The organism is Micromonospora sp. B9E7 (genome assembly GCF_039871815.1).
In the GTDB taxonomy this organism is placed as follows: Bacteria; Actinomycetota; Actinomycetes; order Mycobacteriales; family Micromonosporaceae; genus Micromonospora.
Window position 1 is genome coordinate 94,527 of sequence record NZ_JBDPLX010000022.1, and the last position, 24,648, is coordinate 119,174.

Sequence of the window (24,648 nt, forward strand, 5' to 3'; positions counted from 1 at the left end):
GGGCGGTCGTCACGCGCTGGGCGGGGGCCGGAGGACGGGCGCGCACCCGATGACGGGCGAGGGCCGGGGGACGGACGCGGGCCGGGCGGCGGCGACACGGGTCGGAAGATCCCCATAGCCGGCTCAGCGCCCAGCGCCATGGACCAGACGCGGCCGACGCAGTGCCACCACGGCGAGGACCAACCCGGTGATGGTCAGTGCCGCGCCGACGGGCAACAGCAGCTTGCCGGTGATGCCGCCGGCGCCTCCGCCGAAGCCGGTGGCCGGACCGCGACTGGGCTGGGACGGCACCTTCTTGACCACCTGGAGCATGGTCGAGGCGGTCTCGCCGTCACGGCACTCCAACTTGACCCGGTAGTTGCCGGGGCGGGTGCGCTCGCGCACCATCGGCGCGGCGGTGAGCACCCCGCGCTGCGGCTGCACGCCGACCGCGCCGAACGCGTCCGAGACGACGGTGGCACCCACCGAGTTGTCCCGGCAACTGGCCCGGATGCCGACCAGATAGCCGGGCTGCACCGTGCTCGGGCTCACCTCGACGAAGATGTCCACCGGGCCCGGCTGGGGCGCGCCACCCGGGGGCCCTTCGGGCTGCGGCGCGGGCGCGACGGCAGCGGGCTGCAGCACGGCGAGCATGGCAACGTCAGCCGCAGGAGCGGCAAGCAAAGGAGCGTCAGGCTTGGGCCCGGCGAGCGAAGGAGCCGCAGCAAGCGCGGTAGAGGCGAACGCAGGAGGGGCGGCAAGCGCGGGGGGAGCAGACAGCAGCGGGCCTGCCAGCATGGTCAGCACGGAAAGAAGCACGCCGCCACGGGTCACTGTCACGATGCCCCCTCTCGACGCCGTGCGGCCGTGTCGGGCAGCGGAGCACCCGACCTGCCGTACCAGTTGGATCCTCTCATTTCCGGTCGCACATCACACCCGATCCGCCGACGGCGTCGCGTACGCTCGGGTCGCTGTGACCACCACCGACCATGACCCCGCCGTCCCGCCCGTGAGCCGGACGATCCGCACGTTCCACCCCCGCCGGGGTCGGATGAGCGACCGGCAGACCGACGCGCTGGACCGGCTCTGGCCCGCGTACGGCCTGGATGTGCCGGACGGACCTGTCGTGCCCGTCGACCTGGCCGACCTGTTCGGTCGCCGGGCGCCGGTCGTGCTGGAGATCGGCTCGGGCATGGGCGACAGCACCGCCGCGATGGCCGCCGCTGACCCGGACCGAGATTATCTGGCGGTCGAGGTGCACACGCCGGGAATCGCCAACCTGCTCGACCTGGTGGAGCGTGCCGGTCTGAGCAACGTACGGGTGGCGGAGGGCGACGCGTTGTCCCTGGTCAGGGGATTGCCCGAGGGCGTGCTCGACGCCGTGCACATCTTCTTTCCGGACCCGTGGCCGAAGACGCGCCACCACAAGCGGCGGATCATCCAGCCGGCGCACGTGGCGTTGCTGCGGTCGCGACTGCGTTCCGGCGGCACGCTGCACTGCGCGACCGACTGGGCCGAGTACGCCGAGGCGATGCGGGAGACCCTGGAGGCGGATCCGGAGCTGGTGGACGCGTACGGCGGCTTCGCGCCACGTCCGGAGCACCGCCCGGTGACGAAGTTCGAGCGGCGGGCGATCACGGCCGGCCGACCGGTCGCCGACCTGATCTACCGCCGGCAGTGAAAGGAAGGGCCCCTCATTAACGCCTGGCGTTGTAAAAGGGCCCCTTGCTAACGGCTGCCGGGACCGGCGAGAGGCCGGTTGGCGCCGGAGGGCATGATCCAGGCACCATGGACAGGCTATGACGCTCACCGCCGCGCTACCGAGAAGCGCCGACCCCGACACCCTCTTCGACGCGTTCGCCGGATGGGCGAAGGAGCGCGGCCTCGACCTCTACCCCCATCAGGAGGAGGCGGTCATCGAGATCGTCTCCGGGGCCAACCTGATCATGAACACGCCGACCGGCTCGGGGAAGAGCCTGGTGGCCATCGCGGCGCACTTCGCGGCGCTCGCCGACAGCCGGACGACCTTCTACACCGCGCCGATCAAGGCGCTGGTGTCGGAGAAGTTCTTCGCCCTCTGCGAGGTCTTCGGCGCCGAGAACGTCGGCATGCTGACCGGTGACGCCAGCGTCAACGCCGACGCCCCGATCATCTGCTGCACCGCCGAGATCCTGGCGAACCTGGCGCTGCGCGAGGGCGTGAAGGCCGACGTCGGCCAGGTGATCATGGACGAGTTCCACTTCTACGCCGAACCCGACCGGGGTTGGGCGTGGCAGGTGCCGATCATCGAGCTGCCGCAGGCCCAGTTCATCCTGATGTCCGCCACCCTGGGGGACACCACCCGGTTCGTCGACGACCTGACCCGGCGCACCGGGCGGCCGACCGCCGTCGTGCGCTCGGCGGAGCGGCCGGTCCCGCTCATCTTCTCGTACGCGATGACGCCGCTGCACGAGACGCTCGAGGAGCTCCTGGAGACCAAGCAGGCCCCGGTGTACGTGGTGCACTTCACCCAGGCCGCCGCGCTGGAACGCGCCCAGGCGCTGACCAGCGTCAACGTCTGCACCCGCGCCGAGAAGGACATGATCGCCGAGGCGATCGGTGGTTTCCGGTTCACGGCAGGCTTCGGCAAGACGCTCTCCCGGCTGGTCCGGCACGGCATCGGCGTGCACCACGCCGGCATGCTGCCGAAGTACCGCCGACTGGTGGAGACCCTCGCCCAGGCCGGCCTGCTCAAGGTCATCTGCGGCACGGACACCCTCGGCGTCGGCATCAACGTGCCGATCCGCACCGTGCTCTTCACCGGCCTGTCCAAGTACGACGGGGTCCGTACCCGACTGCTCAAGAACCGGGAGTTCCACCAGATCGCCGGGCGGGCCGGCCGAGCCGGCTACGACACCATCGGCCGGGTCGTGGTGCAGGCCCCGGAGCACGTCATCGACAACGAGAAGGCCCTCGCGAAGGCCGGCGACGACCCGAAGAAGCGCCGCAAGGTGGTCCGTAAGAAGCCGCCGGAGGGTTCGATCGGCTGGGGCCAGCCCACGTTCGACCGGCTGGTCGACGCGGAGCCGGAGCCGCTGACCTCCAGCTTCCAGGTCAGCCACTCGATGCTGCTCAACGTCATCGGCCGGCCCGGGGACGCGTTCAGCGCGATGCGGCACCTGCTCACCGACAACCACGAGGACGCCGCCGCGCAGCGACGGCACATCCGTCGGGCGATCGCCATCTACCGGGCGTTGCGGGCCGGCGGGGTCGTCGAGGAGTTGCCCGAGCCGGACGAGACCGGCCGACGGATCCGACTCACCGTCGACCTCCAGCTCGACTTCGCGCTCAACCAGCCGCTCTCCCCCCTCGCCCTGGCCACGATCGAGCTGCTCGACGCCGAGTCCCCGTCGTACGCGCTCGACGTGCTGAGCGTGATCGAGTCGATCCTCGACGATCCTCGGCAGATCCTCTCCGCGCAGCAGTTCAAGGCGCGCGGTGAGGCGGTCGCCGCGATGAAGGCCGAGGGCATCGAGTACGAGGCCCGCATCGAACTGCTCGAGGAGGTGACCCACCCGAAGCCGCTCGCCGAGTTGCTGGAGGCCGCGTACGAGATGTACCGGCAGGGCCACCCCTGGGTCGCCGACCACCAGCTCTCCCCCAAGGCCGTCGTCCGCGACATGTACGAGCGGGCCATGACCTTCACGGAGTACGTGCAGTTCTACGGGCTGACCCGCTCGGAGGGGCTCGTTCTGCGCTATCTCGCCGACGCGTACAAGACGCTGCGGCAGACCGTGCCCGAGGACGCCAAGACCGAGGAACTGATCGACCTCATCGAGTGGTTGGGCGAGTTGGTCCGTCAGGTCGACTCCAGCCTGATCGACGAGTGGGAGCGGCTGCGCAATCCGTCCGACGTGGCCGAGGTGGCCCAGGCGCACGCAGCACTGACCGACCGGCCACCGGCGGTGACCCGCAACGCGCGGGCGTTCCGGGTGCTGGTGCGCAACGCGCTGTTCCGCCGGGTGGAGCTGGCCGCGCTGCGCCGCTGGGACCTGCTCGCCGAGTTGGACGCCGAGGACGGCTGGGACTACGACGCGTGGGCCGACGCCCTGGGGCCGTACTTCGAGGCGTACACCTCGCTTGGGGTTGGTCCGGACGCCCGGGGCCCGGCGCTGCTCATGATCGAGCAGGGCCGGGAGCGGTGGACCGTCCGGCAGATCTTCGACGACCCGGACGGTGACCACGACTGGGGCATCAGCGCCGAGGTCGACCTGGCCGCCTCGGACGAGGTCGGCGCCGCGGTCGTCCGGATCACCGACGTCGGCCAGCTCTGACGCCCACCGATCAGCGGGCCTGGGCGGCGGCCCTGATCCGGCGCACCGCCTCGGCGGCGCCCTCGTTCCAGGGGGCGCCGTGGCCGGGGAGGATCCACGTCGCCCCCAGGTCCTCGATGCGGGTGAGCGAGGCCAGCGCCAGGGCCGGGTCGTCGGTGAACGGCGCCGGCTGCGGGCCGTGCCGGCCGGTCAGCACGTGTCGGGTGGTGAGCGCGTCGCCGACGAACACCGCGTCGGCGATCGGCACGTGTACGGCGATGCTGCCCGGCGAGTGACCGGGCATCCCGATGACGCGCGGAGCGCCGGGCAGGTCGAGCACCTGACCGTCATGCACGACGACCACCTCGCTGAGGTACGTGGTGCGCAGCCCGCCCTTGCGGCTGGCGTACACCATGAAGCGCGCTGTGGCACCCACCTTGAACGTCCCGAACGACGCCTTGGACTTGGCCTCGCCGCGGGCGCGGGCGGCATCGGCTTCATGCACGTAGACCGGCACTCCGTGGTCGCGGCGGAGTCGCTCGGCGAAGCCGATGTGGTCGGTGTCGCCGTGGGTGAGGATCAGACCTCGGATGTCGGCGAGCGAGCGGCCCATGGCGGAAAGCTCCGCCACCAGCTCCGACCAGTGACCGGCGAGGCCGGCGTCCACCACGGTGATGCCCTCGTCGGTCTCGATCAGGTAGGCGGCGACGATGTCGTTGCCGATGCGGCGCAGGTGTGGCCCGAGCTTCATGGTGTCCTCCCGAGGTGATGTCGTTCCCTGATAGCTACGATAGTTAGCCATCATGGCTAAGGTCCATAGCTATCATGGGTGACGGTCGTCGCCCACCCGCAAGGAGCCACCACATGCCGACCCCCGACCGGACGTCCCTCGCCGACATCGTGACGGCTGCCCGCCAGATCCTGGAGTCGGAAGGCCTTCCACGCCTGACCATGCAGGCGGTCGCCGAGCGAGTGGGCGTCCGCGCCCCCTCGCTGTACAAGCGGGTCCGCAACCGCGACGCCCTCATCCGGCTCGTCACCGAGGCCACCGTGCACGACCTCGGCGAACAGCTCAGCGCCGTCACCGGCAGCGGCGATCCGCGCCGGGACCTCGCCGAGCTGGCACGCGCCTTCCGCACGTTCGCGCACGCCCAACCGGCCAGCTACCACCTCATCTTCGCCAACGGCCCCGCGGAGACCCGTCCCAGCCTCGACGCCCTCACCCTGGCCAGCGCCCCCGCCCTCCGCGTCGCCGCCGACCTCGCCGGGCCCGAGCACGCCCTGGCCGCCGCCCGCACATTGACCGCCTGGGCCAACGGCTTCATCGGCATGGAGTTGGCGGGCGCCTTCAACCTCGGCGGCGACCTCGACGACGCCTTCGAGTTCGGCATCGACCGCCTGACCGTCGCCCTGACGGCCCGGGCTGAATGACCACCACCACAGCGCTCGTCCGGCGCTAGTTCCGGGCGAAGCGCGGTGACGGCAGCTGGCCTATGTCCGGGGTGGTGCCGTCGAGGCACGGACAACGACCTCGGTCGGCAGGATCAGGGCCGTACGGGTGGGCGCCGGCCGCAGGAGCATGCGGACCGCCTCCGCGCCCTTGCGGGCGTGCGGTTGCCGCACGGTGGTCAGGGCAGGGCTGGCCGCCACCGCTGCCGGCACGTCGTCGAAGCCGACGACGGAGAGGTCACCGGGAACGTCGATACCGCGACGGGTGGCTTCGGCGATGACACCGAGCGCCAGCCGGTCACTCATCGCCAGGATCGCCGTGGGCGGCTCGGCGTGATCGAGCAGGTGCACCGCGGCGGCGGCCCCGTCGGCCTCCTCGACCCCACGGGCCGCCACGACGACGATCCGGCCACCACCGCCGAGCGCGGGGCCGAGCGCGTCCCGGTAGCCGTCGAGGCGGGCCCGGTTGGCGACGTACCCGGTAGGCGCGTCGAGCCCGGCGGACACCACAGTCGTCTCCGAGTCGCGGGCCAGCGCGAAGCTGATCACGCCGATCCGGCGGTGGCCGAGGTCGACCAGATGGGCGGCCGCCGCGCGCGCCGCGGCCCGGTCGTCGATACCGACGTACGGCTCCCCCGGCGTCACGGGGGCGTCGAGCCCGACGACTGGCAACCGCCGGGCCCGCAGCAGCTCCCGCCGCTCGGGCTCCAGCGGGTCGCAGAAGGCCACGAAGCCGTCCACGAGCGCGGTGGGGACGACGTCCGGCAGGCCCGGCTCGGCGCGGGGAACCAGCACCAGTGAGGAGCCGTGCTCGCCGCAGACCCGGGCGACGCCGGCCATGGTCAGGCGCGCGGCGGGGTCCTCGAAGAGGTACTGCAGCGGCTCGTGGATGATCAGCCCGACCGCGCCGGTCCGGCCTCGGCGGAACGTGTTCGCGATCGGGTCGGGGCCGGGGTACCCGAGGTCCCGTGCCGCGGCCAGGATCCGGTCGCGTAGCTCGCGACTGAGCTGGTCGGGCCGATTGAAGGCGTTGCTCACCGTGGCCTGGCTGACACCGAGCGCTCGTGCGACGTCTCGCATCCGTGGGGGTGGGTCGCTGGGCACTGGAGAACCTCCCTGCGTCGTGCCGGTCCTCTGATACGTATAAGTTAGCCTCATGAGCGTCGATGTCGCGGACGGCCTACACGGCCGCACCAGCAGCGACTGGCGCGTGCCGGCGGTCGCTTTCGCGGTCAACGGCGCACTTTACGGCAGCCTGCTCACCCGCTTTCCCGAGATCGCCGACCGGGTGTCCGCCAGCGAGACCCAGTTCGGTGTGGTGCTCTTCGCGGCGGCGATCGGTGGGCTCCTCGGTTCGCTGGTGGCCCCCCTGCTCGCCCGCGCCGTCGGCGAGCGGTCGGCCACGCTGCTCGCCGGCGCGGGCTACGCGCTGCTCGCGGTCGGCGTGGCGTGGGCCCCGCAGCTGATCCTGCTGGGCGGCGCCCTGCTGCTGCTGGGCATCCTCGACGGCGCGCACGACGTGGCGATGAACGCCTTCGCGGTCCGGGTGCAGCAGCACCGCGCGACGACCCTGATGGGCAGGATGCACGCCACCTGGTCGCTCTCGCTGGCCGGAGCAGGCGTGCTCGGAACGGTCGCCGCCGGGCTCCGGGTGCCGGTGGCCCTGCACGTCGGCATCGCCGCCACGGTGGCGCTGGTCGCCCAGCTCGCGATCGCCCTCGGCCGCAGCGGGATGGTGGCCGAGGGCCCGCCCACACCGGGCCCGACGTCCGGCGGTCCGGAGCGACCGGCACGACCGGCGCGTTCCCTTGGTCGGCTGCGGTACGTGCTGCCGGTGCTCGGGCTCGCGGCGGTGGCCGCCAGCTATGTGGAGAGTCCGGGGCAGGAGTGGACCGGGCTCCTGCTGAGCCGCGGGTTCGACGCGACACCGCAGGTGGCGGCCGCCGCACCGGTGCTCTTCGGCGCCGGCCTGCTGGCCTCCCGCCTACTGCTGGACGTGGCGGTGTCCCGGGTCGGCCAGGCGAGAGTCGCGGCGGTCAGCGGCGCCACCATGATGGCGGCCGTGGGCACCGGCCTGCTGTGCACACTCGTTGGCGCTCCGGTGTGGTGGGCGCTGGCCGCGGTCGCCGTGGCCGGTTTCGGGGCGGGGCCGGCCTTCCCCCTGCTCTTCGGCTCGGCCGACCAGCTCAGCGTGCGGCACGGCATCCCCCCGGCCCGGACGGCGTCCATGGTCTCGGCGCTGTCCCGGGTCGGTGCCATCTCGGCGCCGATCGTGGTGGGGCCGCTGACCGACGCGTTCGGAATGGCGATGGTCTTCGCGATCATGGCAGTCGGCGCCGCGCTCGTGCTGGGCGCGCTGCCACGGGCGGTCCGGTGACCCGACGGTGTACGCGGCTCGGCTCGACCGGGCTCACCATCTCCCAGCTGGGCGGGATGAGCTTCGGCGAACCACACCGTGGGGCCGACTCGTGGACGCTGCCCGAGCCGGAGAGCCGGTGGGTGGTCCACCCACCGTGCTCGATCAGGTCGCCGCCGGCTGACCCTGTCGGGGGGCCTTCGAGAGGTCAACTTCCGGTGCCCGGATTCGCTGGGCGATGTCAGGGGTGTCGATTAGAATGTATGTACTAATCGAGTTCTTGACCTGGGAGGACGCCCATGACCGCGCCCGCCTCCACGCCCCTCACCCCCTACGCCACCCTGCTCGGCTTCACCCGCTACGTCGACCGCACCGGCCCCACCAAGGCGACCTTCGTGGGAGGGCTGCGCAAGCAGCGCGCAAGCCGGTCCGGCTTCAACCCGCACGGCCAGTTCGTCAAGGCGCTCAAGGCCGACATCGCCTTCCACACCGGTGGCACGCACCTGACCGGGGTGGTCGACGTGGTCAAGCCACGGTGGCGCCCGCTCTACCAGGCGCTCGTCCCCGGTGCCACGGCCTGGCTGTACTCCCTCGGCGAGCCGGCCGCCGTCGACCTCGCCCAGACCCGCGACGCCCTGGCCATGCTGGGAGACCTTCCCGTCAAGATCAACCCCCACTTCGGGGTACGCCACTCCGACGGTCACGCCGAAGCCATCCGCCTGCACTTCGACGAGACTCCACCGAGTGAGGAGTCAGTGCTCGCCACCCTGCACCTGATGGCCCGCCACATGGACGCGGTGCTCCCACACGCCGAGCCGGTCCTGGTCGACGTCCGTCGCGGCCAGGCCCATCGCATGCCCACCGACGCCAAGCCCGACCAGATCGAACGGTGGCTGTCCGGCGAAGCAGCCGCCTTCCGCGCCATCTGGTCCACCGCCGCCTAACCCACCCACCCACCACGAACCCACCACTCACCACGAACCACCTGCCGACCGCTCGGCGACCAGCATGATCGTGCTCGATCCAGGATGTAGTGGTCTCGCTTCCTCGGGAGGCCACTACATCCATGTTCGAGCACGATCATGGGGACAGCGGCGCGCACCAGCGTCCACCCGGCGACCGTGGTTATCCACAGGGGCAGCGTGGCGCAGGGCTGATCGGCCAACCTGGGGCTCATGCCAAGAGCTCCTCGTCGGCCGCCGCAGTTGCGTGGTCGGGTCTTCCGTGGCTCGACTGCCGTTTCGCGAGGCCTCCTGACCCGCAACGACCTGCGCAGTTCGGCGTGGCGGTCGCTCTTTCGCGATGTCTACGCCGATGTCCAGGTCACAGTCACCCACGACGTACGATGCGCCGCTGTCGGGCGCTGGCTTGTCCCGCCCGGCGCGGCCATCGCGGGACCCGCCGCCGCAGGGTTGTACGGCTGCGCGAGCCCGACCACCGGTGATCCGATCGACGTCCTGATTCCCATGTCCACCCGAGTCGGCCCAACCACCGGCATTCGGATCCACCACGGAGATACCGACCCCGGCGACACGCTGGACCGGGCCGGCGTCAGGGTGACCAGCCCGGCGCGGACCTGCTGGGACATCGCCCGTTGGCTCGAGGTGGTCGAGGCGGTGGTCGTCATCGACGCGATGCTGGCCAGGAGGCTGACCACGGTTACCGCCCTGCGCGGGTACGCCCTGGATCGGGCCGGTCGACGCGGTTGGAGGTCGCTGTTGCGTGCCGTCGACCTGGCCGACGCAGGCGCGGAGTCACCCCAGGAGTCCCGCACCCGGGTGCGGTTGGTGCTCGCCGGCCTGCCCCGGCCGGAGACGCAGTGGGTCGTGGCCGAGCAGGGCCGGTTCGTGGCCCGACTGGACCTGGCCTGGCCGAAGTTGAAGGTCGCGGTGGAGTACGACGGGCTCTGGCACGACGACCCCGAGCAGTTCCATCGGGACCGCCGGCGACTCAACCGATTGCTCGGCGGTGACTGGATAGTGCTGCACGTGACGGCCAAGCGCCTCCGAGACGACTTCGACGAATTCCTGTCCGAGGTCCGGGCGGCCCTGCAGGCACGCTCCCGCTCCATCCGGTGACGATGATCGCGCTCCAACATGGAAGTAGTGGCCTCCCTCGACCGGGAGGCCACTACTTCATGGATCGAGCACGATCATGAACGGTGAGCGCAGGCACGTGCCGCCGCACAGCCCGCCGAGCCTGCGGGGACGCGCAGCGCGAGGGGTGGGACGGGTCAGGCGGCGGGGAGGTACTTCGCCAGGTCGTCGAGGATCTTGTTGGCGGCGCCGACGCCGATGCCGGTCATCCAGATCTCGTCGGAGACGGGGTACGCCTTGCCGGCCTTGACCGCGTTGAGGCCCTTCCAGAGGGTCCCGCCGGTGACCTTGGTCTGCTCGGCTGCGGCCTTCTCGCCGTACGCGGTCACGAAGATGACGTCGCCGTCGACCTCGTTGACCCGCTCGGGGCTGACCAGGTCGAAGCGCTTGTCCTCCTTGTTGGCGAGCAGCTGACGCTCGGGGCGGCCCAGCCCCGTGTCACCGATGACGATGCCGGAGAACGAGTCCGGGCCGTACACCCGGATGTTGCCGGGCAGGAACCGCACGATCGACACCTTGCGCGCAGCGGCGTCGCCGAGGGTCGCGCCGAACTCCTTGGCCCGCTTCTCGTACGCGCTGAGCAGGTCCTTCGCCTGCTGCTCGCGGCCGAGCGCCTTGCCGTCCAGGAGGAGGTTCTCCTTCCAGGTGATGCCCACCTTGTCGGTGAACACCGTCGGCGCGATGGCGGCCAGTTCGTCGTAGAACTTCTCCTGGCGGAACTTGCTGCCGAGGATGAGATCCGGCTTCAGTGCGTTTATCGCCTCCAGGTCGGGCTCGGCGAGCACCCCGACCTCCTTGATGCTGGCGAGCTTGTCCGCGCCGAAGTACGTGGGCCAGCTCTTGGCCTCACCGGCCGTGGCGGCGCCGACCGGGGTGATGCCCAACGAGAGCGCCGTGTCGATCTTGTCGGTGTCGAGCACGACGACGCGCTTGGGCTCGGCCGGGACCTTGGTGGTGCCCATGGCGTGGGTGATCTCCCGGGTCTCCCCGGTGGTGGAGCCGGCGACCGGGTCGCTCTCACCGCAGGCGGTGAGTCCGACGCCGAGGGCGGCGGCCGCGGCGAGAGCGGCGACGAGACGACGCATCAGAGTCCTTTCGAGGGGTACGAGTCGGCGAAGGGGGTGGCCGCGTCGCCGATGGCGGGTCGGGCGTCCGGCACGGACGCCGTCGAGGAATCAAGGTCTCCCGCGCCGGCGGACCCGGCAGCAGAGCCGCCCGGGCCGGCAGACCCGGCAGCAGAGCCGCCCCCGCCGGCGGACCCGGCAACCGGGCCACCCGCGTCGGCGGCCGGGAGGACCGAGCCGCCGGTGTGCGCGGGCACCACCAGCGGCGCGCCGGTCACCGGGCAGGGCACGACCACGCAGGCCAACCCGAAGACGTCCCGGACCAGGTCGGCGGTGAGGATCTCCCGGGGCGGTCCGGCGGCCACCACGGCGCCGGCGCGCATCGCGACGAGGTGGTCGGCGTAGCGGGCGGCCTGGTTCAGGTCGTGCAGCACGGCGACCACGGTGCGGCCCCGCTCGACGCGCAGCCGGTGCAGGAGGTCCAGCACCTCCACCTGGTGGGCCAGGTCGAGGAAGGTGGTCGGCTCGTCCAGCAGTAGGGCGTCGGTGTCCTGGGCGAGAGTCATGGCGATCCAGACGCGTTGCCGCTGACCGCCGGAGAGGCTGTCCACCGGCCGGTCGGCCAGGTCGGTCACGTCGGCCAGGGCCATCGCCTGGTCGACCGCCGCACCGTCCTCCGACGACCACTGCCGCCACCAGCGCTGGTAGGGCTGCCGGCCGCGCCCGACCAGGTCCGCCACGGTGACGCCCTCGGGCACCAGCGGGCTCTGCGGCAGGACGCCGAGGCGTCGGGCCACCTCCCGGGTCGGCAGGTCGCGGATCGCGGTGCCGTCCAGCAGCACCGTGCCCCGGCGCGGGGTGAGCAGCCGAGCCATCGTGCGCAGCAGGGTGGACTTGCCGCACGCGTTCGGGCCGACGATCACGGTGAACGCGTCGGTCGGCAGGTCCAGGTCGAGCCCGTCGAGCACGGTCCGCTCGTCGTAGCCGGCGACCAGGTCGCGGGTGGAGAGCATCACACGACTCCTTGAGGCGTCACGACGACCGCCGACGGCCGCGCAGCAGCAGGAAGATCAGGTACGGGCCGCCGATCGCGGCGGTCAGCACACCGGCGGGCAGTTGGGTGGGTGCGAGCAGACGTCGACCGGCCAGGTCGGCCAGCACCAGCAGCAACGCGCCGAGCAGGGCGGCGCAGACCAGCGGCGGTCGTTCGGCGCGTACCAACCGGCGGGCCACCTGGGGGGCGACCAGCGCCACGAAGTCGACGGCGCCGACCTGGGCGGTGACCATCGCGGCGACGAGCACGCCGGTGCCGGCCAGGCCGATCCGGCGGGCCACCGGGCGCAGCCCGACGCCCCGGGCGGTGTCGTCGTCCAGGGCGGTGCTGTTCAACGCCCAGCCGGCCCAGGCCAGCACCGGCAGCAGCACCAGCAGGGTGCCGGCGATCCAGGCCGCCTCGGTCCAGCCCTTGCCGGCCAGGGTGCCGATCAACCAGATCTGCGCGCGCAGCCCGTCGATCGGGTCGGCGGTGAGCATGACGACTTCGGTGAGCGCCCGGAAGGCGAACGCGACCGCCACCCCGGCGAGCACGAACCGCTGTGCGGCCAGCCCGTGCCGGGCACCGAGGGCGAACAGCAGCACCGCCGCGAGCAACCCGCCCAGCAGCGCGGTGGGTGCCACCAGCACCGCGGCCATTCCGCTGGTCAGGGCCACCGTCGCGGCGAGGCCGGCACCCTGGGTGATGCCGATGACGTCCGGGCTGGCGAGCGGGTTACGGGCCACGCTCTGGATGAGCGTGCCGGCGACGCCGAAGGCCGCGCCCGCCACCGCCGCCAGCACCACCCGTGGCAGCCGAAGATCGAAGACCACGAGGTCGTACGGCGTGCCGGCCCCGGAGAGGGCACGCAGCACGTCGGCCGGGGCGACGTACGGGGTGCCCAGCGAAAGGCTGAGCACGACGGCCAGCAGGAGCAACACGGTCAGCACGGCGGCCACCAGCACCGCGCGGCGGCGGATCAGCAGACTGACCGGGCCGATCCGCAGCAGCGACCGCCCGGGCAGCCGGGCCTGTCCGGCAGCCGGCGACCCGGTCGGCAGCGTGCCCGACAGGCCAGCCGGGCCGCCGGCCGGCGCGGCGGTGGGCGCGCGGCCCGACAAGCCAGCCGGGCCACTCGAAGCGGAGCGGGCGGTGGGCGCGCGGCCCGACAAGCCGGCCGGGCCACTCGATGCGGAGAGGGCGGTGGGCGCGCCGCCCGACAGGCCGGCCGGGCCACTCGAAGCGGAGAGGGCGGTGGGCGCGCCGCCCGACAAGGCAGCCGGGCCACTCGAAGTGGAGGGGCGCTGCGAACCGGGGCCGCCGGACGGGCGCTGGGTGGCGGTCATGCGGTCACCACCCGGGCGCGGCGGACGAGCACGGCCAACAGCGGCGCGCCGATCAGGGCGGTGACGATCCCGGCCGGTATCTCGCCGGGTGGGGCGACGACCCGGCCGACGATGTCGGCGCCGAGCAGCAGCGCGGGCCCGAGCAGGGCGGAGACGGCGAGGGTCCAGCGGTGGTCCGCGCCGACCAGGGCGCGGGCAAGGTGCGGCACGGCCAACCCGACGAAGGCGACCGGCCCGGCAGCCGCCACCGCGGCCCCGGTCAGCAGCACGGCGGCGAGGCCACCACCGAGGCGGACCAGCCCGATCCGGTGGCCGAGACCTCGGGCGACGTCGTCACCGAGGGCCAGCGCGTCCAGACCTCGGGCCACCAGGGCGGCGAGCACCAGCCCGGCGAGGACGAAGGGCAGCACCTGCGCGCTGACCGACAGGTCCCGGCCGGACAGGCCGCCGACCACCCAGAACCGGTACTCCTCGAAGGTGCGGGCGTCGATGCTGAGCAGCGCGTACACCCCGGAGGCGAGACTGGCGTCGAGCGCCGCGCCGACCAGCGCGAGGGTGACCGGGCTGGCGCCTTCGCGGGCCCGGGTGGCGATGGCGAAGACCAGCAGCCCGGCGATGAGCGCGCCGGCGATGCCGAACCAGACGTACCCGGCGAGCGTGCTGATGCCGAAGACGGAGATGGCGAGCACCACCCCGAACGATGCGCCGGCGCTGATGCCGAGGATGCGGGGTTCGGCCAAGGGGTTGCGGGTGAGCGCCTGGAACAGCACGCCGGCGACGGCGAGCGCGAGCCCGACGGCGAGGCCGAGCGCGGTACGCGGCATCCGCAGCTCACGGACGATGGTGCTGGCGTCACCGCCGTCCGGTGCGACGAGGGCGTGCCAGACCTGGTCGATGCCGAGTTGCCGACTGCCGAACGCGAAACTGGCCAGCACGGTGAGCAGCAGGACCAGCGCGGCCCCGGCGGTGACGGCCAACCGACGCCCGGTACGAGTGCTGGCCCGACTCCGGGTCGGCCGGCTGGCGAGGGCGGTCACGAATCTCCTGCACGATCGGGCTTAGGTTCGCCTAACCTTAGCCGACCTGCGGAAAGGGACCTAACCGGTAGTTGTCGATGCCGCTCCGCCCATCGCCGTCCCCCAGCAGGAGACTGAGTTTCGCGGATGGTCACCCGAAGGGCAGATGGCGGTTGACGCCCAGAAGAGGGACATTCGCGTCATAGGGTATGAGCATGCGATTCGACCAGCACACGGTCGTGCTCCTGGTCCGACCATCGGATCCGCCGGAGCTGCCGCAGGACGCGATCGACCGGTTGCAGGACGCGCATCTGGCCCACCAGGCGGGCCTCGTGGAGCAGGGGCTGGTCCTCGCCGCCGGGCCGTTCCTGCACGGCGACGACGAGCAGCTACGAGGGTTCGTCGTGCTGTCCATCGCGCCGGACGAGGCGCGCGCCCTCTACGCCAACGACCCGGCCGTACGTGCCGGCCGCCTCGTCGCGCGGGTCACGACCTGGCTGCTGCCGGAGGGCAACCTGCTGTTCGAGCGCGTGCCGGTGCCTCGGTCGATGTTGGAGGCGGCCTCCGGAGACTGACTCCCGGGGGCGGTCAGCCGGCCGTGCCGCTCCCGGCCGCTGCCGGCAGTTCCGCGAGCGGGACCACCCGCAGGGCGTCCACCGGGCCGACGATCACCCGCAGTGCCGGGAAGTAGTCCCGCAGCACCTGCGCGCACTCGTCACACGGCGCGGTCACCTCGCGACCCCGGTCGGCGACCGTGACGATCGTCTCCAGTTCGGTGACGCCCTGCGTGGCGGCCGTGCCGATCACCACCAGCTCGGCGCAGACGCCTCCGCTCGCGTGCTGGACGTTCACTCCCGTGAAGACCCGCCCGGCGGCGTTCCGGGCGGCCGAGGCGACGGTGTGGTGCTGGCTGCGGCACCGCAACTTGGCGACCGCCGTCGCGGCCTGCACCAACGCACGGTCGGTGTCCCGCATGCCCATACCCGGCCCCCCAGCGCTCGATGTCGGTCGCCCACTCTAGGCCGCCGACGGACCAGCAGCGCGGTAACCCAGGGGCGGTACGCCGCCGGGCTGCCTATCCTTGGGCACGACATGCAGAATCCAACCGCCTCCGTCGCGACCGACCCGGTACGCGAGCTGCACCGCCGCCTCACCCCTCTGATGTTCCGCGACCAGCGCCGGCTCCAGCGGCGGCTGGACGGCGCCCGCAAGCTGCGCGACCCGCAGCGCCGGGAGGCGGCCCTCGCTGAGATCACCGCCGAGGTTGCCCGGGCCGAGCAGCGGCTCGCCACCCGTCGAGCGGCAGTGCCCGTGATCACGTACCCGGCGGGGTTGCCGGTCAGTGAGCGCAAGGACGACATCGCCGCCGCCATCCGCGATCACCAGGTGGTGATCGTGGCCGGCGAGACCGGCTCCGGCAAGACCACCCAGCTACCGAAGATCTGCCTGGAGCTGGGGCGCGGGGTGCACGGCCTGATCGGGCACACCCAACCCCGGCGGTTGGCCGCCCGGACGGTGGCCGACCGGATCGCCGACGAGCTGGGCACCGAGCTGGGTGACGTGGTCGGCTACAAGGTGCGCTTCACCGACCAGGTCGGCGAGCGCAGCCTGGTCAAGTTGATGACCGACGGCATCCTGCTGGCCGAGTTGCAGACCGACCGGATGCTGCGCCAGTACGACACGTTGATCATCGACGAGGCCCACGAGCGCAGCCTCAACATCGACTTCATCCTGGGGTACCTGCGGGAGCTGCTGCCCCGCCGACCCGACCTCAAGGTGATCATCACCTCGGCGACCATCGAGACCGACCGGTTCGCCCGGCACTTCGTCGGGCCACCCACGGCCGACGACCCGGAGGGCGTGCCGGCGCCGGTGGTCGAGGTGTCGGGGCGTACCTACCCGGTGGAGGTGCGCTACCGCCCGTTGCTGGAGGTCGCCGAGGGCGAGGAGGACGGCGACGGCGACGAGGAGAACGTCCGCGACCAGATCCAGGCGATCGGCGACGCCGTCGAGGAGTTGGCCGCCGAGGGGCCCGGCGACATCCTGGTCTTCCTCAGCGGTGAACGGGAGATCCGGGACACCGCCGACGCGCTGGGCAAGCTGGTGCAGAAGAAGCGCTCGCTGCTCGGCACCGAGATCCTTCCGCTGTACGCGCGGCTGTCCAGCGCCGAGCAGCACCGCGTCTTCGCCGCGCACTCCTCGCGCCGGGTGGTGCTCGCCACCAACGTCGCGGAGACCTCGCTGACCGTGCCCGGCATCAAGTACGTGGTGGATCCGGGCACCGCCCGCATCTCCCGCTACTCCAGCCGGCTCAAGGTGCAGCGGCTGCCCATCGAGCCGATCTCGCAGGCGTCGGCCAACCAGCGCAAGGGCCGCTGCGGTCGTACGTCGGACGGCATCTGCATCCGCCTCTACGACGAGCAGGACTTCCTGTCCCGACCCGAGTTCACCGACCCGGAGATCCTGCGGACCAACCTGGCGTCGGTCATCCTCCAGATGACCGCGATCGGGCTCGGCGACCTCGCCGCGTTCCCGTTCATCGACCCACCGGACAAGCGCAACATCACCGACGGCGTCAACCTGCTGCACGAGCTGGGCGCGTTGGACCCGACCGAGGCCGACCCGGCGAAGCGGCTCACCACGCTGGGCCGACGCCTGGCCCAGTTGCCGGTCGACCCCCGCCTGGCCCGGATGGTGGTCGAGGGCGAGCGCAACGGCTGTGCCACCGAGGTGTTGGTGATCGCCGCCGCGCTCTCCATCCAGGACCCGCGCGAGCGGCCGGCGGAGAAGCAGGCCCAGGCCGACCAGGCGCACGCCCGGTTCGCCGACAAGGAGTCCGACTTCGTCGCCTACCTCAACCTGTGGCGCTACCTGCGCGAGCAGCAACGTGAGTTGTCCTCCAGCGCGTTCCGCCGGATGTGTAAGGCGGAGTACCTGAACTACCTGCGGATCCGCGAGTGGCAGGACATCGTCAGCCAACTGCGGCAGGTGCTGCGTACCCCGGCCGAGGGCGACCGGCGCGGTGGGCGGCCGGCACGTGACACGTCCGACGGCGCGGACGCCGGCCGGAGTGCCAGCCGCCGGGGCGGGGCGGACCTGCCGGAGGAGATCGACACTCCGAAGGTGCACCAGTCGCTGCTGCCCGGCCTGCTGTCGCACATCGGCCTCAAGGACGCCCAGAAGCACGAGTACCTGGGCGCGCGGGGTGCGAAGTTCGCCGTCTTCCCCGGATCGGCGCTGTTCAAGAAGCCGCCGCGTTGGGTGATGGCCGCCGAGCTGGTGGAGACCTCCCGACTCTGGGGCCGCATCGCCGGCCGGGTCGAGCCGGAGTGGGTCGAGCCGCTGGCGCAGCACCTGGTCAAGCGCAGCTACAGCGAGCCGCACTGGGAGAAGAAGCAGGCCGCGGTGATGGCCTACGAGAAGGTCACCCTCTACGGCGTCCCGCTGGTCAGCTCCCGCAAGGTCAACTTCGGGCGGATCGACCCGACGTTGAGCCGGGAGCTGTTCATCCGGCACGCCCTGGTCGAGGGCGACTGGCAGACCCACCACCAGTTCTGGGCGGACAACAAGCGGCTGCTCGCCGAGATCGAGGAGCTGGAGAGCCGGGCTCGACGCCGCGACATCCTGGTCGACGACGAGACCATCTTCGGCTTCTACGACCAGCGGATCCCGGCCGACGTGTCCTCCGGCCGGCACTTCGACAGCTGGTGGAAGAAGACCCGCCGCGAGCAGCCCGACCTGCTCACCTTCACCCGCGACCTGCTGGTCAACGACGGCCGCCCGGGGGTGGACGAGGGCGACTACCCGGACGAGTGGCAGACCCAGGGGGTGACCCTGCCGCTGACCTACCGCTTCGAGCCGGGCACGCCGACCGACGGCGTCACAGTCGACATCCCCCTGCCACTGCTCAACCAGGTGCCGGCGGAGAGCTTCGACTGGCAGGTGCCGGGGCTGCGCGAGGAGACGGTGGTCGCGCTGATCCGTACGCTGCCCAAGGCGATCCGCCGCAACTTCGTCCCGGTGCCGGACTACGCCCGGGCCGCCCTCGCGGCGATCACCCCGGGCGAGGAGCCGTTGCTGGACGCGCTCACCCGGCAACTGCGCCGGATGACGGGTGTGACCGTCCCCCGCGACGCCTGGGAACCGGGCAAGCTTCCCGCGCACCTGCGGGTGACCTTCCGGGTCCTCGGCGACGACGAGAAGCCGGTCGCCGAGGGCAAGGACCTGCCGGCCCTGCAACGCCAGCTCCGCCAGGAGGTACGCCAGGTGGTGGCGGCCGCCGCGCCGGAAGTGGCCCGTACCGGGCTGCGCGAGTGGAGCATCGGCACCCTGCCCCGGACCATCGAGCAGGTCCGTGCCGGATACGCGGTGACCGCGTACCCGGCGCTCGTCGACGAGGGCGCCACGGTCGGGGTGAAGGTGTTCGACTCCCCCGCCGAGGCGGAGGCCGCGCACTGGGCCGGTACCCGCCGACTGCTGCGGCTCACCGTGCCGTCCCCGGCGCGGTTCCTCCAGGGGCGGCTCACCAACGAGGCGAAGCTGGCGCTGAGCCGCAACCCGCACGGCGGCGTGCAGGAGCTGATCGAGGACGCCGCCGGCGCGGCCATCGACCGGCTGATCGGCGCGGCGGGCGGACCGGCGTGGGACGCCGACGGGTTCGCGGCGCTACGCGAGAAGGTCCGCGCCGACCTGGTCGACACCGTGGTCGAGGTGATGGACCGGGTCCGCAGGGTCCTCGCCGCCGCGTACGCCGTCGAGCAGCGCCTCGGCGCCACCCGCAACCTCGCCGTGGTGGCCGCGCTGGCCGACATCCGCAGCCAGCTCGCCGGGCTGGTGCACGCCGGGTTCATCACCGAGACCGGGTACGCGCGGCTGCCCGACCTACTGCGCTACCTCACCGCCATCGAGCGCCGGATGGAGCGGCTGGGCGGCAACCCGCAGCGCGACCGTCAGCAGCAGGACCGCATCGCGGCGGTGCAGAAGGAGTACGCCGACCTGCTCGCCGCGCTGCCGCCGGCCCGCCGGCAGGAGACTGCCGTCCGGCAGATCCGCTGGATGATCGAGGAGTTGCGGGTGAACGTGTTCGCCCAGGCGCTGGGCACCCCGTACCCCGTCTCGGAGCAGCGGATCTACCGCGCGATGGACGACGCCGAGGGCCGCTGACCCGACCCCGGCCGGGCCACTGCCGGCTTCTCGCGGCGGCGGCCTCGGCCTGGTCAGGACAGCGGCTCGACGCCGGGCGGCAGTTCGCCCCGGTCGATCGCGGACTGGATGTAGTCGAGCAGGATGCGCCGGAGTTCCCGCCCCGCGTGGGTGGGCACGATGTCGCGGCGACGGGCCACCGCGATGGTCCGCCGCACCCCGGGCGGGGCGAGGGGAGTGATCCGTACGCCCGGGCGGCGGGCCAGCACGATGCCCGGCACGAGCGCGATGCCGAGCCCCGCCTCGACGAAACTGAGCACGGCGTCCATCTCGCCACCGTCCACCGCGAAGCTCGGTTCGAAGCCCGCCTCCCGACACGCCTGGATGGTGGCGTCGCGCAGGTCGTAGCCCTCCCGGAACATGACCATCGGCTGGTCGCGCAGGTCGGTGATGCGCAGCTCGCCGGTCGCCGAGGCGGTCGGCACCTCGTCCACCGAGGCCACCACCAGGCTCTCCCGCAGGATCGGGTCGACCCGCAGCCCGGGGTCGGCCCCCTGCGCCGGCATGATGATCAACGCCAGGTCGAGGTCGCCGCGGAGCAGGTCCCGCACCAGGTCCTGGGAGCCGCCCTCCTCGACGCGCAGGTCGATGGTGGGGTGCGCGTCGCGGAACCGGCGCAGCACCGGCGGGGCGAGCGAGGTGGCCAGGCTCGGGGTGGCCCCGAGTCGGACCCGGCCTCGACGCAGCCCGGCCAACTCCTGCACCTCCCGCGTCGCGGTCTCCACGTCGGCGAGGATCCGGGTGGCCAACGGCAACAGCACCTCGCCGGCCGCGGTGAGCGCGATGTTGCCCCTTAGCCGCTCGAACAGAGGCGCCCCGAGGTCGGCCTCCAGAGCGTGAATTTGCTTACTGAGAGAAGGCTGAGTGATGCCGACGATGTCGGCGGCTTGGGTGAAATGTCGTACTTCGGCCACCGCGACGAAGTACCGGAGCTGATGGAGCTGCATCTAAATAGCTTACGGCTATCAACACTACGAGTTTGATGCATTGGACGACTGATCAAAGTGCTCCTAGCGTCGGTCTCGTGGTAATGACGAAAACTCGGTCGCCCATCCGTTCGAACGTCGGCCTCAAGGCCGTCATGGCGGTGACGGGCATCCTGCTGGCGCTGTTCCTCATCGCCCACATGCTCGGGAACCTCAAGGTGTTCACGGGGGAGACCTCGTTCGACCACTACGCGCACTGGCTGCGCGACATCGGCAAGCCACTGCTGCCCGGGGTCTGGTTCCTCTGGATCCTGCGCACCGTGCTGGTGGTGGCGGTCGTCGCCCACATCGTCGCCGCCACCGTGCTGGCCAGGCGCGCCCGCGCCGCCCGCCCGGTCAGGTACGCCCACCGTAAGAAGGTCAACGGCAGCTACGCGGCCCGCACGATGCGCTGGGGCGGGGTGATCATCCTGCTTTTCGTGATCTACCACCTCCTGGACCTGACCACCGGCACGCTCAACCCGGTCGGCGACGCCAGCAAGCCGTACGGCAACGTCGTCGCCGACTTCGCGCCGGAACGCTGGTACGTCACGCTCTTCTACACGCTCGCCATCGTCGCGGTGGGCTTCCACCTGCGCCACGGGGCGTTCAGCGCGTTCCGCAGCCTCGGTCAGCAGACGCCGCGCGGCGAGCGTCGGGCCCGCACCGCGGCTCTGGTCTTCGCCGTGCTGCTCTGCGCCGGGTACCTGGTGGTCCCGTTCGCCGTACTCACCGGATTGGTGTCCTGACATGGAACTCTTCACCGAGGGCGACCCGATCGCCGACACCAGGGCTCCCGCCGGCCCGGTCGAGAAGCGCTGGGAGACCCGGCGCTTCGAGGCCAAGCTGGTCAACCCCGCCAACCGCCGCAAGATGACGGTGATCGTGGTCGGCACCGGCCTGGCCGGCGGCTCGGCCGCGGCGACCCTCGCCGAGCAGGGCTACCACGTCAAGTCCTACTGCTACCAGGACAGCCCGCGCCGGGCACACTCCATCGCGGCGCAGGGCGGCATCAACGCGGCGAAGAACTACCGCAACGACGGCGACTCCGTACACCGGCTGTTCTACGACACCGTCAAGGGCGGCGACTTCCGCTCCCGCGAGTCGAACGTGCACCGACTGGCCGAGGTCTCGGTCAACATCATCGACCAGTGCGTCGCCCAGGGCGTGCCCTTCGCCCGCGAGTACGGCGGCCTGCTGGACACCCGCTCCTTCGGTGGCGCCCAGGTGCAGCGCACCTTCTACGCCCGGGGCCAGACGGGCCAGCAGCTGCTGCTCGGCGCGTACCAGGCGCTGGAGCGGCAGATCGGCCTGGGCAACGTGGAGATGAACACCCGGCACGAGATGCTGGAGCTGGTCATCGTCGACGACAAGGCCCGCGGCATCGTCGTCCGGGACATGGTCACCGGCGAGATCAGCACCGAGATGGCCGACGCCGTGGTGCTCGCCTCCGGCGGCTACGGCAACGTCTTCTACCTCTCCACCAACGCCAAGGGCTGCAACGTCACCGCCACCTGGCGGGCACACCGCAAGGGCGCGTACTTCGCCAATCCCTGCTACACGCAGATCCACCCGACCTGCATCCCAGTCTCCGGCGACCACCAGTCGAAGCTGACCCTGATGAGCGAGTCGCTGCGCAACGACGGCCGGGTCTGGGTGCCGAAGGCCAAGGGCGACGACCGCAGCCCGCGGGACATCCCCGAGGACGAGCGGGACTACTACCTGGAGCGGATCTACCCCTCCTTCGGCAACCTGGTCCCCCGCGACATCGCCTCCCGGGCCGCCAAGAACGTCTGCGACGAGGGCCGGGGCGTCGGCCCGACCAAGCTCGGCGTCTACCTCGACTTCGCCGACGCGATCAACCGGCTGGGCCGCAAGGCGATCGAGGCCAAGTACGGCAACCTCTTCGAGATGTACGAGCGGATCACCGGCGAGGACCCGTACGAGGTGCCGATGCGCATCTACCCCGCCGTGCACTACACGATGGGCGGCCTGTGGGTCGACTACGACCTCCAGTCGAACATCCCCGGCCTGTTCGTGATCGGTGAGGCCAACTTCTCCGACCACGGCGCGAACCGGCTCGGCGCCTCGGCGCTGATGCAGGGCCTCGCCGACGGCTACTTCGTGCTGCCCACCACCATCGCCAACTACCTGGCCTCCGGCTCCCTCGACAAGGTCGACGCCAGCCACCCGGCGGCGATCGAGGCCCGCACCGACGTCGAGGACCGCATCCAGCGGCTCCTGGCGGTCAACGGGGACCGGACCGTGGACTCGTTCCACCGGGAACTGGGCCAGATCATGTGGGAACACTGCGGCATGGAGCGCAGCGAGGCCGGCCTGCGCAAGGCGATCGGCGAGATCCGCGACCTGCGCGAGGCGTTCTGGCAGCGGGTGAAGGTGTCCGGCACCGGCGAGGAACTCAACCAGTCGCTGGAGAAGGCCGGCCGCGTCGCCGACTTCTTCGAACTGGCCGAGCTGATGTGCATCGACGCCCTGCACCGCGAGGAGTCCTGCGGCGGCCACTTCCGGGCCGAGCACCAGACCCCCGACGGTGAGGCGCAGCGCGACGACGACCGGTTCGCGTACGTGGCGGCCTGGGAGTTCACCGCCGACGGCGAGCCCTCGGTGCTGCACAAGGAAGATCTGAAGTTCGAATACGTCCACCCCACGCAGCGGAGCTACAAGTGAACCTGACCCTGCGCATCTGGCGCCAGAAGGGCCCTGAGGACAAGGGTCGGATGGTGACCTACCCGGTCGACGACGTGTCCCCGGACATGTCGTTCCTGGAGATGCTCGACGTGCTCAACGAGCGGCTGATCCTCGCTGGCGAGGACCCGGTGGCGTTCGACCACGACTGCCGCGAGGGCATCTGCGGCATGTGCGGCCTGATGATCAACGGTGACGCGCACGGGCCGCAGCGCGGCACCACGGCGTGCCAGCTGCACATGCGGCAGTTCAAGGACGGCGAGACGATCGACATCGAGCCGTGGCGGGCCAGCGCCTTCCCGGTCGTCAAGGACCTGGTGGTCAACCGCAGCGCCTTCGACAAGATCATCGCGGCCGGTGGTTACGTCACCGCGCCGACCGGTAGCGCGCCCGAGGCGCACTCCACGCCGGTGGCCAAGGCCAACGCCGACGCCGCCTTCGAGTCGGCGGCCTGCATCGGCTGCGGCGCCTGCGTGGCGGCCTGCCCGAACGGCTCCGGCATGCTCTTCACCGCCGCCAAGCTCACCCAGCTCTCGCTGCTGCCGCAGGGCCAGCCCGAGCGGTACACCCGGGTGATCGGCATGGTCGACGCGCACGACGAGGCCGGCTTCGGCGGCTGCACCAACGCGGGCGAGTGCACCCCGGCCTGCCCGAAGGGCATCCCGCTGAACACCATTGGCCGACTCAACCGCGACTACCTCACGGCCACCGCGAAGGGTGCCAACAACACCCCCGGTTCCTGAGGTCCGCCGTACCGACCGCCGTATCCCGCGCTTTCCCTGGGGTACGGCGGTCGTTGGTTGCGGTGCGGCTGGGGCGACCGTCCCCCGCTCCGGGCGGTCCGGCTTGATCCCTGCGCCGGGGACGGTCGCCCCAGCCCTGACCCTGGTCACGGCTCGTCCGCAGGTTGCGCTCCTGCGGTGGTACGCCGTCAGCTCCCCACCGTCGACGCGCCCGTGCTCCCGACTCGCCTCACATGATCCACTCGGGTTTCAGGAAGCCGGCCTGTCGCTGGGCCTTGGGCTCAAGTGGTTGTTGCAACGGGGTGGATTCTCGTCAGGATGAGGGGTCATGCCGGGGCAGAGGTTGTCGTCCGCGGAGCGGGCGCAGATTGAGGTGTTGTTCGGTCAGGGATTGACGTTCC

Annotated in this window: 20 protein-coding genes; 11 read left to right on the forward strand and 9 right to left on the reverse strand. The window is 71.6% G+C overall.

Going from position 1 to position 24,648, the window contains the following annotated elements:
• Nucleotides 1–123: 123 nt before the first annotated feature.
• Entirely contained in the window at nucleotides 124–822 is a 699-nt protein-coding gene (locus tag ABGB10_RS27485) for a hypothetical protein (protein WP_347663913.1), read from the reverse strand.
• 208 nt (nucleotides 823–1,030) lie between these two features.
• Between ABGB10_RS27485 and trmB the strand changes: the two genes are divergently transcribed.
• Nucleotides 1,031–1,660 (forward strand): tRNA (guanosine(46)-N7)-methyltransferase TrmB, encoded by a 630-nt coding sequence (gene trmB / locus ABGB10_RS27490; RefSeq protein ID WP_347663914.1) that lies wholly within the window; start codon nucleotides 1,031–1,033, stop codon nucleotides 1,658–1,660.
• Between the two features lie 118 nt (nucleotides 1,661–1,778).
• Nucleotides 1,779–4,292 (forward strand): DUF3516 domain-containing protein, encoded by a 2,514-nt coding sequence (locus tag ABGB10_RS27495; RefSeq protein WP_347663885.1) that lies wholly within the window; start codon nucleotides 1,779–1,781, stop codon nucleotides 4,290–4,292.
• A 10-nt stretch (nucleotides 4,293–4,302) separates the two neighbouring features.
• On the opposite strand, the gene ABGB10_RS27500 is transcribed toward ABGB10_RS27495, so the two are convergent.
• Complete coding sequence (locus tag ABGB10_RS27500; RefSeq protein WP_347663886.1) at nucleotides 4,303–5,022, reverse strand: MBL fold metallo-hydrolase; 720 nt, start codon at nucleotides 5,020–5,022, stop codon at nucleotides 4,303–4,305.
• A gap of 113 nt (nucleotides 5,023–5,135) precedes the next feature.
• On the opposite strand from ABGB10_RS27500, the gene ABGB10_RS27505 reads away from it, so the two are divergent.
• Nucleotides 5,136–5,702: a TetR/AcrR family transcriptional regulator gene (locus ABGB10_RS27505; protein ID WP_347663887.1), complete on the forward strand. Its 567-nt coding sequence runs from the start codon at nucleotides 5,136–5,138 to the stop codon at nucleotides 5,700–5,702.
• A 60-nt stretch (nucleotides 5,703–5,762) separates the two neighbouring features.
• Here the strand turns inward: ABGB10_RS27505 and ABGB10_RS27510 are convergent, their stop codons facing one another.
• Entirely contained in the window at nucleotides 5,763–6,824 is a 1,062-nt protein-coding gene (locus ABGB10_RS27510) for a LacI family DNA-binding transcriptional regulator (RefSeq protein ID WP_347663888.1), read from the reverse strand.
• 52 nt (nucleotides 6,825–6,876) lie between these two features.
• Here ABGB10_RS27510 and ABGB10_RS27515 point away from each other — a divergent pair, with 52 nt between their 5' ends.
• The 3 genes from ABGB10_RS27515 to ABGB10_RS27525 all read left to right on the forward strand — a co-directional run bounded on the left by ABGB10_RS27515 (nucleotide 6,877) and on the right by ABGB10_RS27525 (nucleotide 10,154).
• The gene (locus ABGB10_RS27515) at nucleotides 6,877–8,097 is read left to right on the forward strand and encodes an MFS transporter (protein WP_347663890.1); all 1,221 of its coding nucleotides are present in this window, start codon (nucleotides 6,877–6,879) and stop codon (nucleotides 8,095–8,097) included.
• Between the two features lie 278 nt (nucleotides 8,098–8,375).
• Entirely contained in the window at nucleotides 8,376–9,020 is a 645-nt protein-coding gene (locus tag ABGB10_RS27520; RefSeq protein WP_347663891.1) for a hypothetical protein, read from the forward strand.
• A 522-nt stretch (nucleotides 9,021–9,542) separates the two neighbouring features.
• The gene (locus ABGB10_RS27525) at nucleotides 9,543–10,154 is read left to right on the forward strand and encodes a hypothetical protein (protein ID WP_347663892.1); all 612 of its coding nucleotides are present in this window, start codon (nucleotides 9,543–9,545) and stop codon (nucleotides 10,152–10,154) included.
• A 155-nt stretch (nucleotides 10,155–10,309) separates the two neighbouring features.
• Here ABGB10_RS27525 and ABGB10_RS27530 read toward each other — a convergent pair whose 3' ends face one another.
• The 4 genes from ABGB10_RS27530 to ABGB10_RS27545 form a co-directional block, all read right to left on the reverse strand.
• Nucleotides 10,310–11,257 (reverse strand): iron-siderophore ABC transporter substrate-binding protein, encoded by a 948-nt coding sequence (locus ABGB10_RS27530; protein WP_347663893.1) that lies wholly within the window; start codon nucleotides 11,255–11,257, stop codon nucleotides 10,310–10,312.
• Nucleotides 11,257–12,249 carry an ABC transporter ATP-binding protein gene (locus ABGB10_RS27535; RefSeq protein ID WP_347663895.1) on the reverse strand — a complete coding sequence of 331 codons (993 nt, stop codon included), beginning with the start codon at nucleotides 12,247–12,249 and terminating at the stop codon, nucleotides 11,257–11,259. The genes ABGB10_RS27530 and ABGB10_RS27535 overlap by 1 nt, the downstream gene beginning before the upstream one ends.
• Nucleotides 12,250–12,268: 19 nt before the next feature.
• Complete coding sequence (locus tag ABGB10_RS27540) at nucleotides 12,269–13,390, reverse strand: iron ABC transporter permease (protein WP_347663896.1); 1,122 nt, start codon at nucleotides 13,388–13,390, stop codon at nucleotides 12,269–12,271.
• A 221-nt stretch (nucleotides 13,391–13,611) separates the two neighbouring features.
• Nucleotides 13,612–14,652, reverse strand: a complete 1,041-nt coding sequence (locus ABGB10_RS27545) for an iron ABC transporter permease (RefSeq protein WP_347663897.1) — start codon at nucleotides 14,650–14,652, stop codon at nucleotides 13,612–13,614.
• A gap of 194 nt (nucleotides 14,653–14,846) precedes the next feature.
• Here ABGB10_RS27545 and ABGB10_RS27550 point away from each other — a divergent pair, with 194 nt between their 5' ends.
• A complete protein-coding gene (locus ABGB10_RS27550; protein ID WP_347663898.1) occupies nucleotides 14,847–15,206 on the forward strand; it encodes a YciI family protein in 360 nt (119 codons plus the stop codon).
• 13 nt (nucleotides 15,207–15,219) lie between these two features.
• On the opposite strand, the gene ABGB10_RS27555 is transcribed toward ABGB10_RS27550, so the two are convergent.
• Complete coding sequence (locus ABGB10_RS27555; RefSeq protein ID WP_347663899.1) at nucleotides 15,220–15,606, reverse strand: cytidine deaminase; 387 nt, start codon at nucleotides 15,604–15,606, stop codon at nucleotides 15,220–15,222.
• Nucleotides 15,607–15,723: 117 nt separating this feature from the next.
• Here ABGB10_RS27555 and hrpA point away from each other — a divergent pair, with 117 nt between their 5' ends.
• Nucleotides 15,724–19,794: an ATP-dependent RNA helicase HrpA gene (gene hrpA / locus ABGB10_RS27560; RefSeq protein ID WP_347663900.1), complete on the forward strand. Its 4,071-nt coding sequence runs from the start codon at nucleotides 15,724–15,726 to the stop codon at nucleotides 19,792–19,794.
• A 53-nt stretch (nucleotides 19,795–19,847) separates the two neighbouring features.
• Here hrpA and ABGB10_RS27565 read toward each other — a convergent pair whose 3' ends face one another.
• Nucleotides 19,848–20,780: a LysR family transcriptional regulator gene (locus tag ABGB10_RS27565; RefSeq protein WP_347663901.1), complete on the reverse strand. Its 933-nt coding sequence runs from the start codon at nucleotides 20,778–20,780 to the stop codon at nucleotides 19,848–19,850.
• 83 nt (nucleotides 20,781–20,863) lie between these two features.
• Here ABGB10_RS27565 and ABGB10_RS27570 point away from each other — a divergent pair, with 83 nt between their 5' ends.
• Genes ABGB10_RS27570 through ABGB10_RS27580 form a run of 3 tightly spaced genes read left to right on the forward strand, consistent with a single transcriptional unit; the run spans nucleotide 20,864 to nucleotide 24,247 of the window.
• Nucleotides 20,864–21,547, forward strand: a complete 684-nt coding sequence (locus ABGB10_RS27570) for a succinate dehydrogenase cytochrome b subunit (protein ID WP_347663902.1) — start codon at nucleotides 20,864–20,866, stop codon at nucleotides 21,545–21,547.
• Nucleotide 21,548: 1 nt separating this feature from the next.
• Nucleotides 21,549–23,486, forward strand: a complete 1,938-nt coding sequence (locus tag ABGB10_RS27575) for a fumarate reductase/succinate dehydrogenase flavoprotein subunit (protein ID WP_347663904.1) — start codon at nucleotides 21,549–21,551, stop codon at nucleotides 23,484–23,486.
• The gene (locus ABGB10_RS27580) at nucleotides 23,483–24,247 is read left to right on the forward strand and encodes a succinate dehydrogenase/fumarate reductase iron-sulfur subunit (RefSeq protein WP_282307401.1); all 765 of its coding nucleotides are present in this window, start codon (nucleotides 23,483–23,485) and stop codon (nucleotides 24,245–24,247) included. Before ABGB10_RS27575 ends, ABGB10_RS27580 begins: the two co-directional genes overlap by 4 nt.
• The last annotated feature ends 401 nt before the right edge of the window (nucleotides 24,248–24,648 follow it).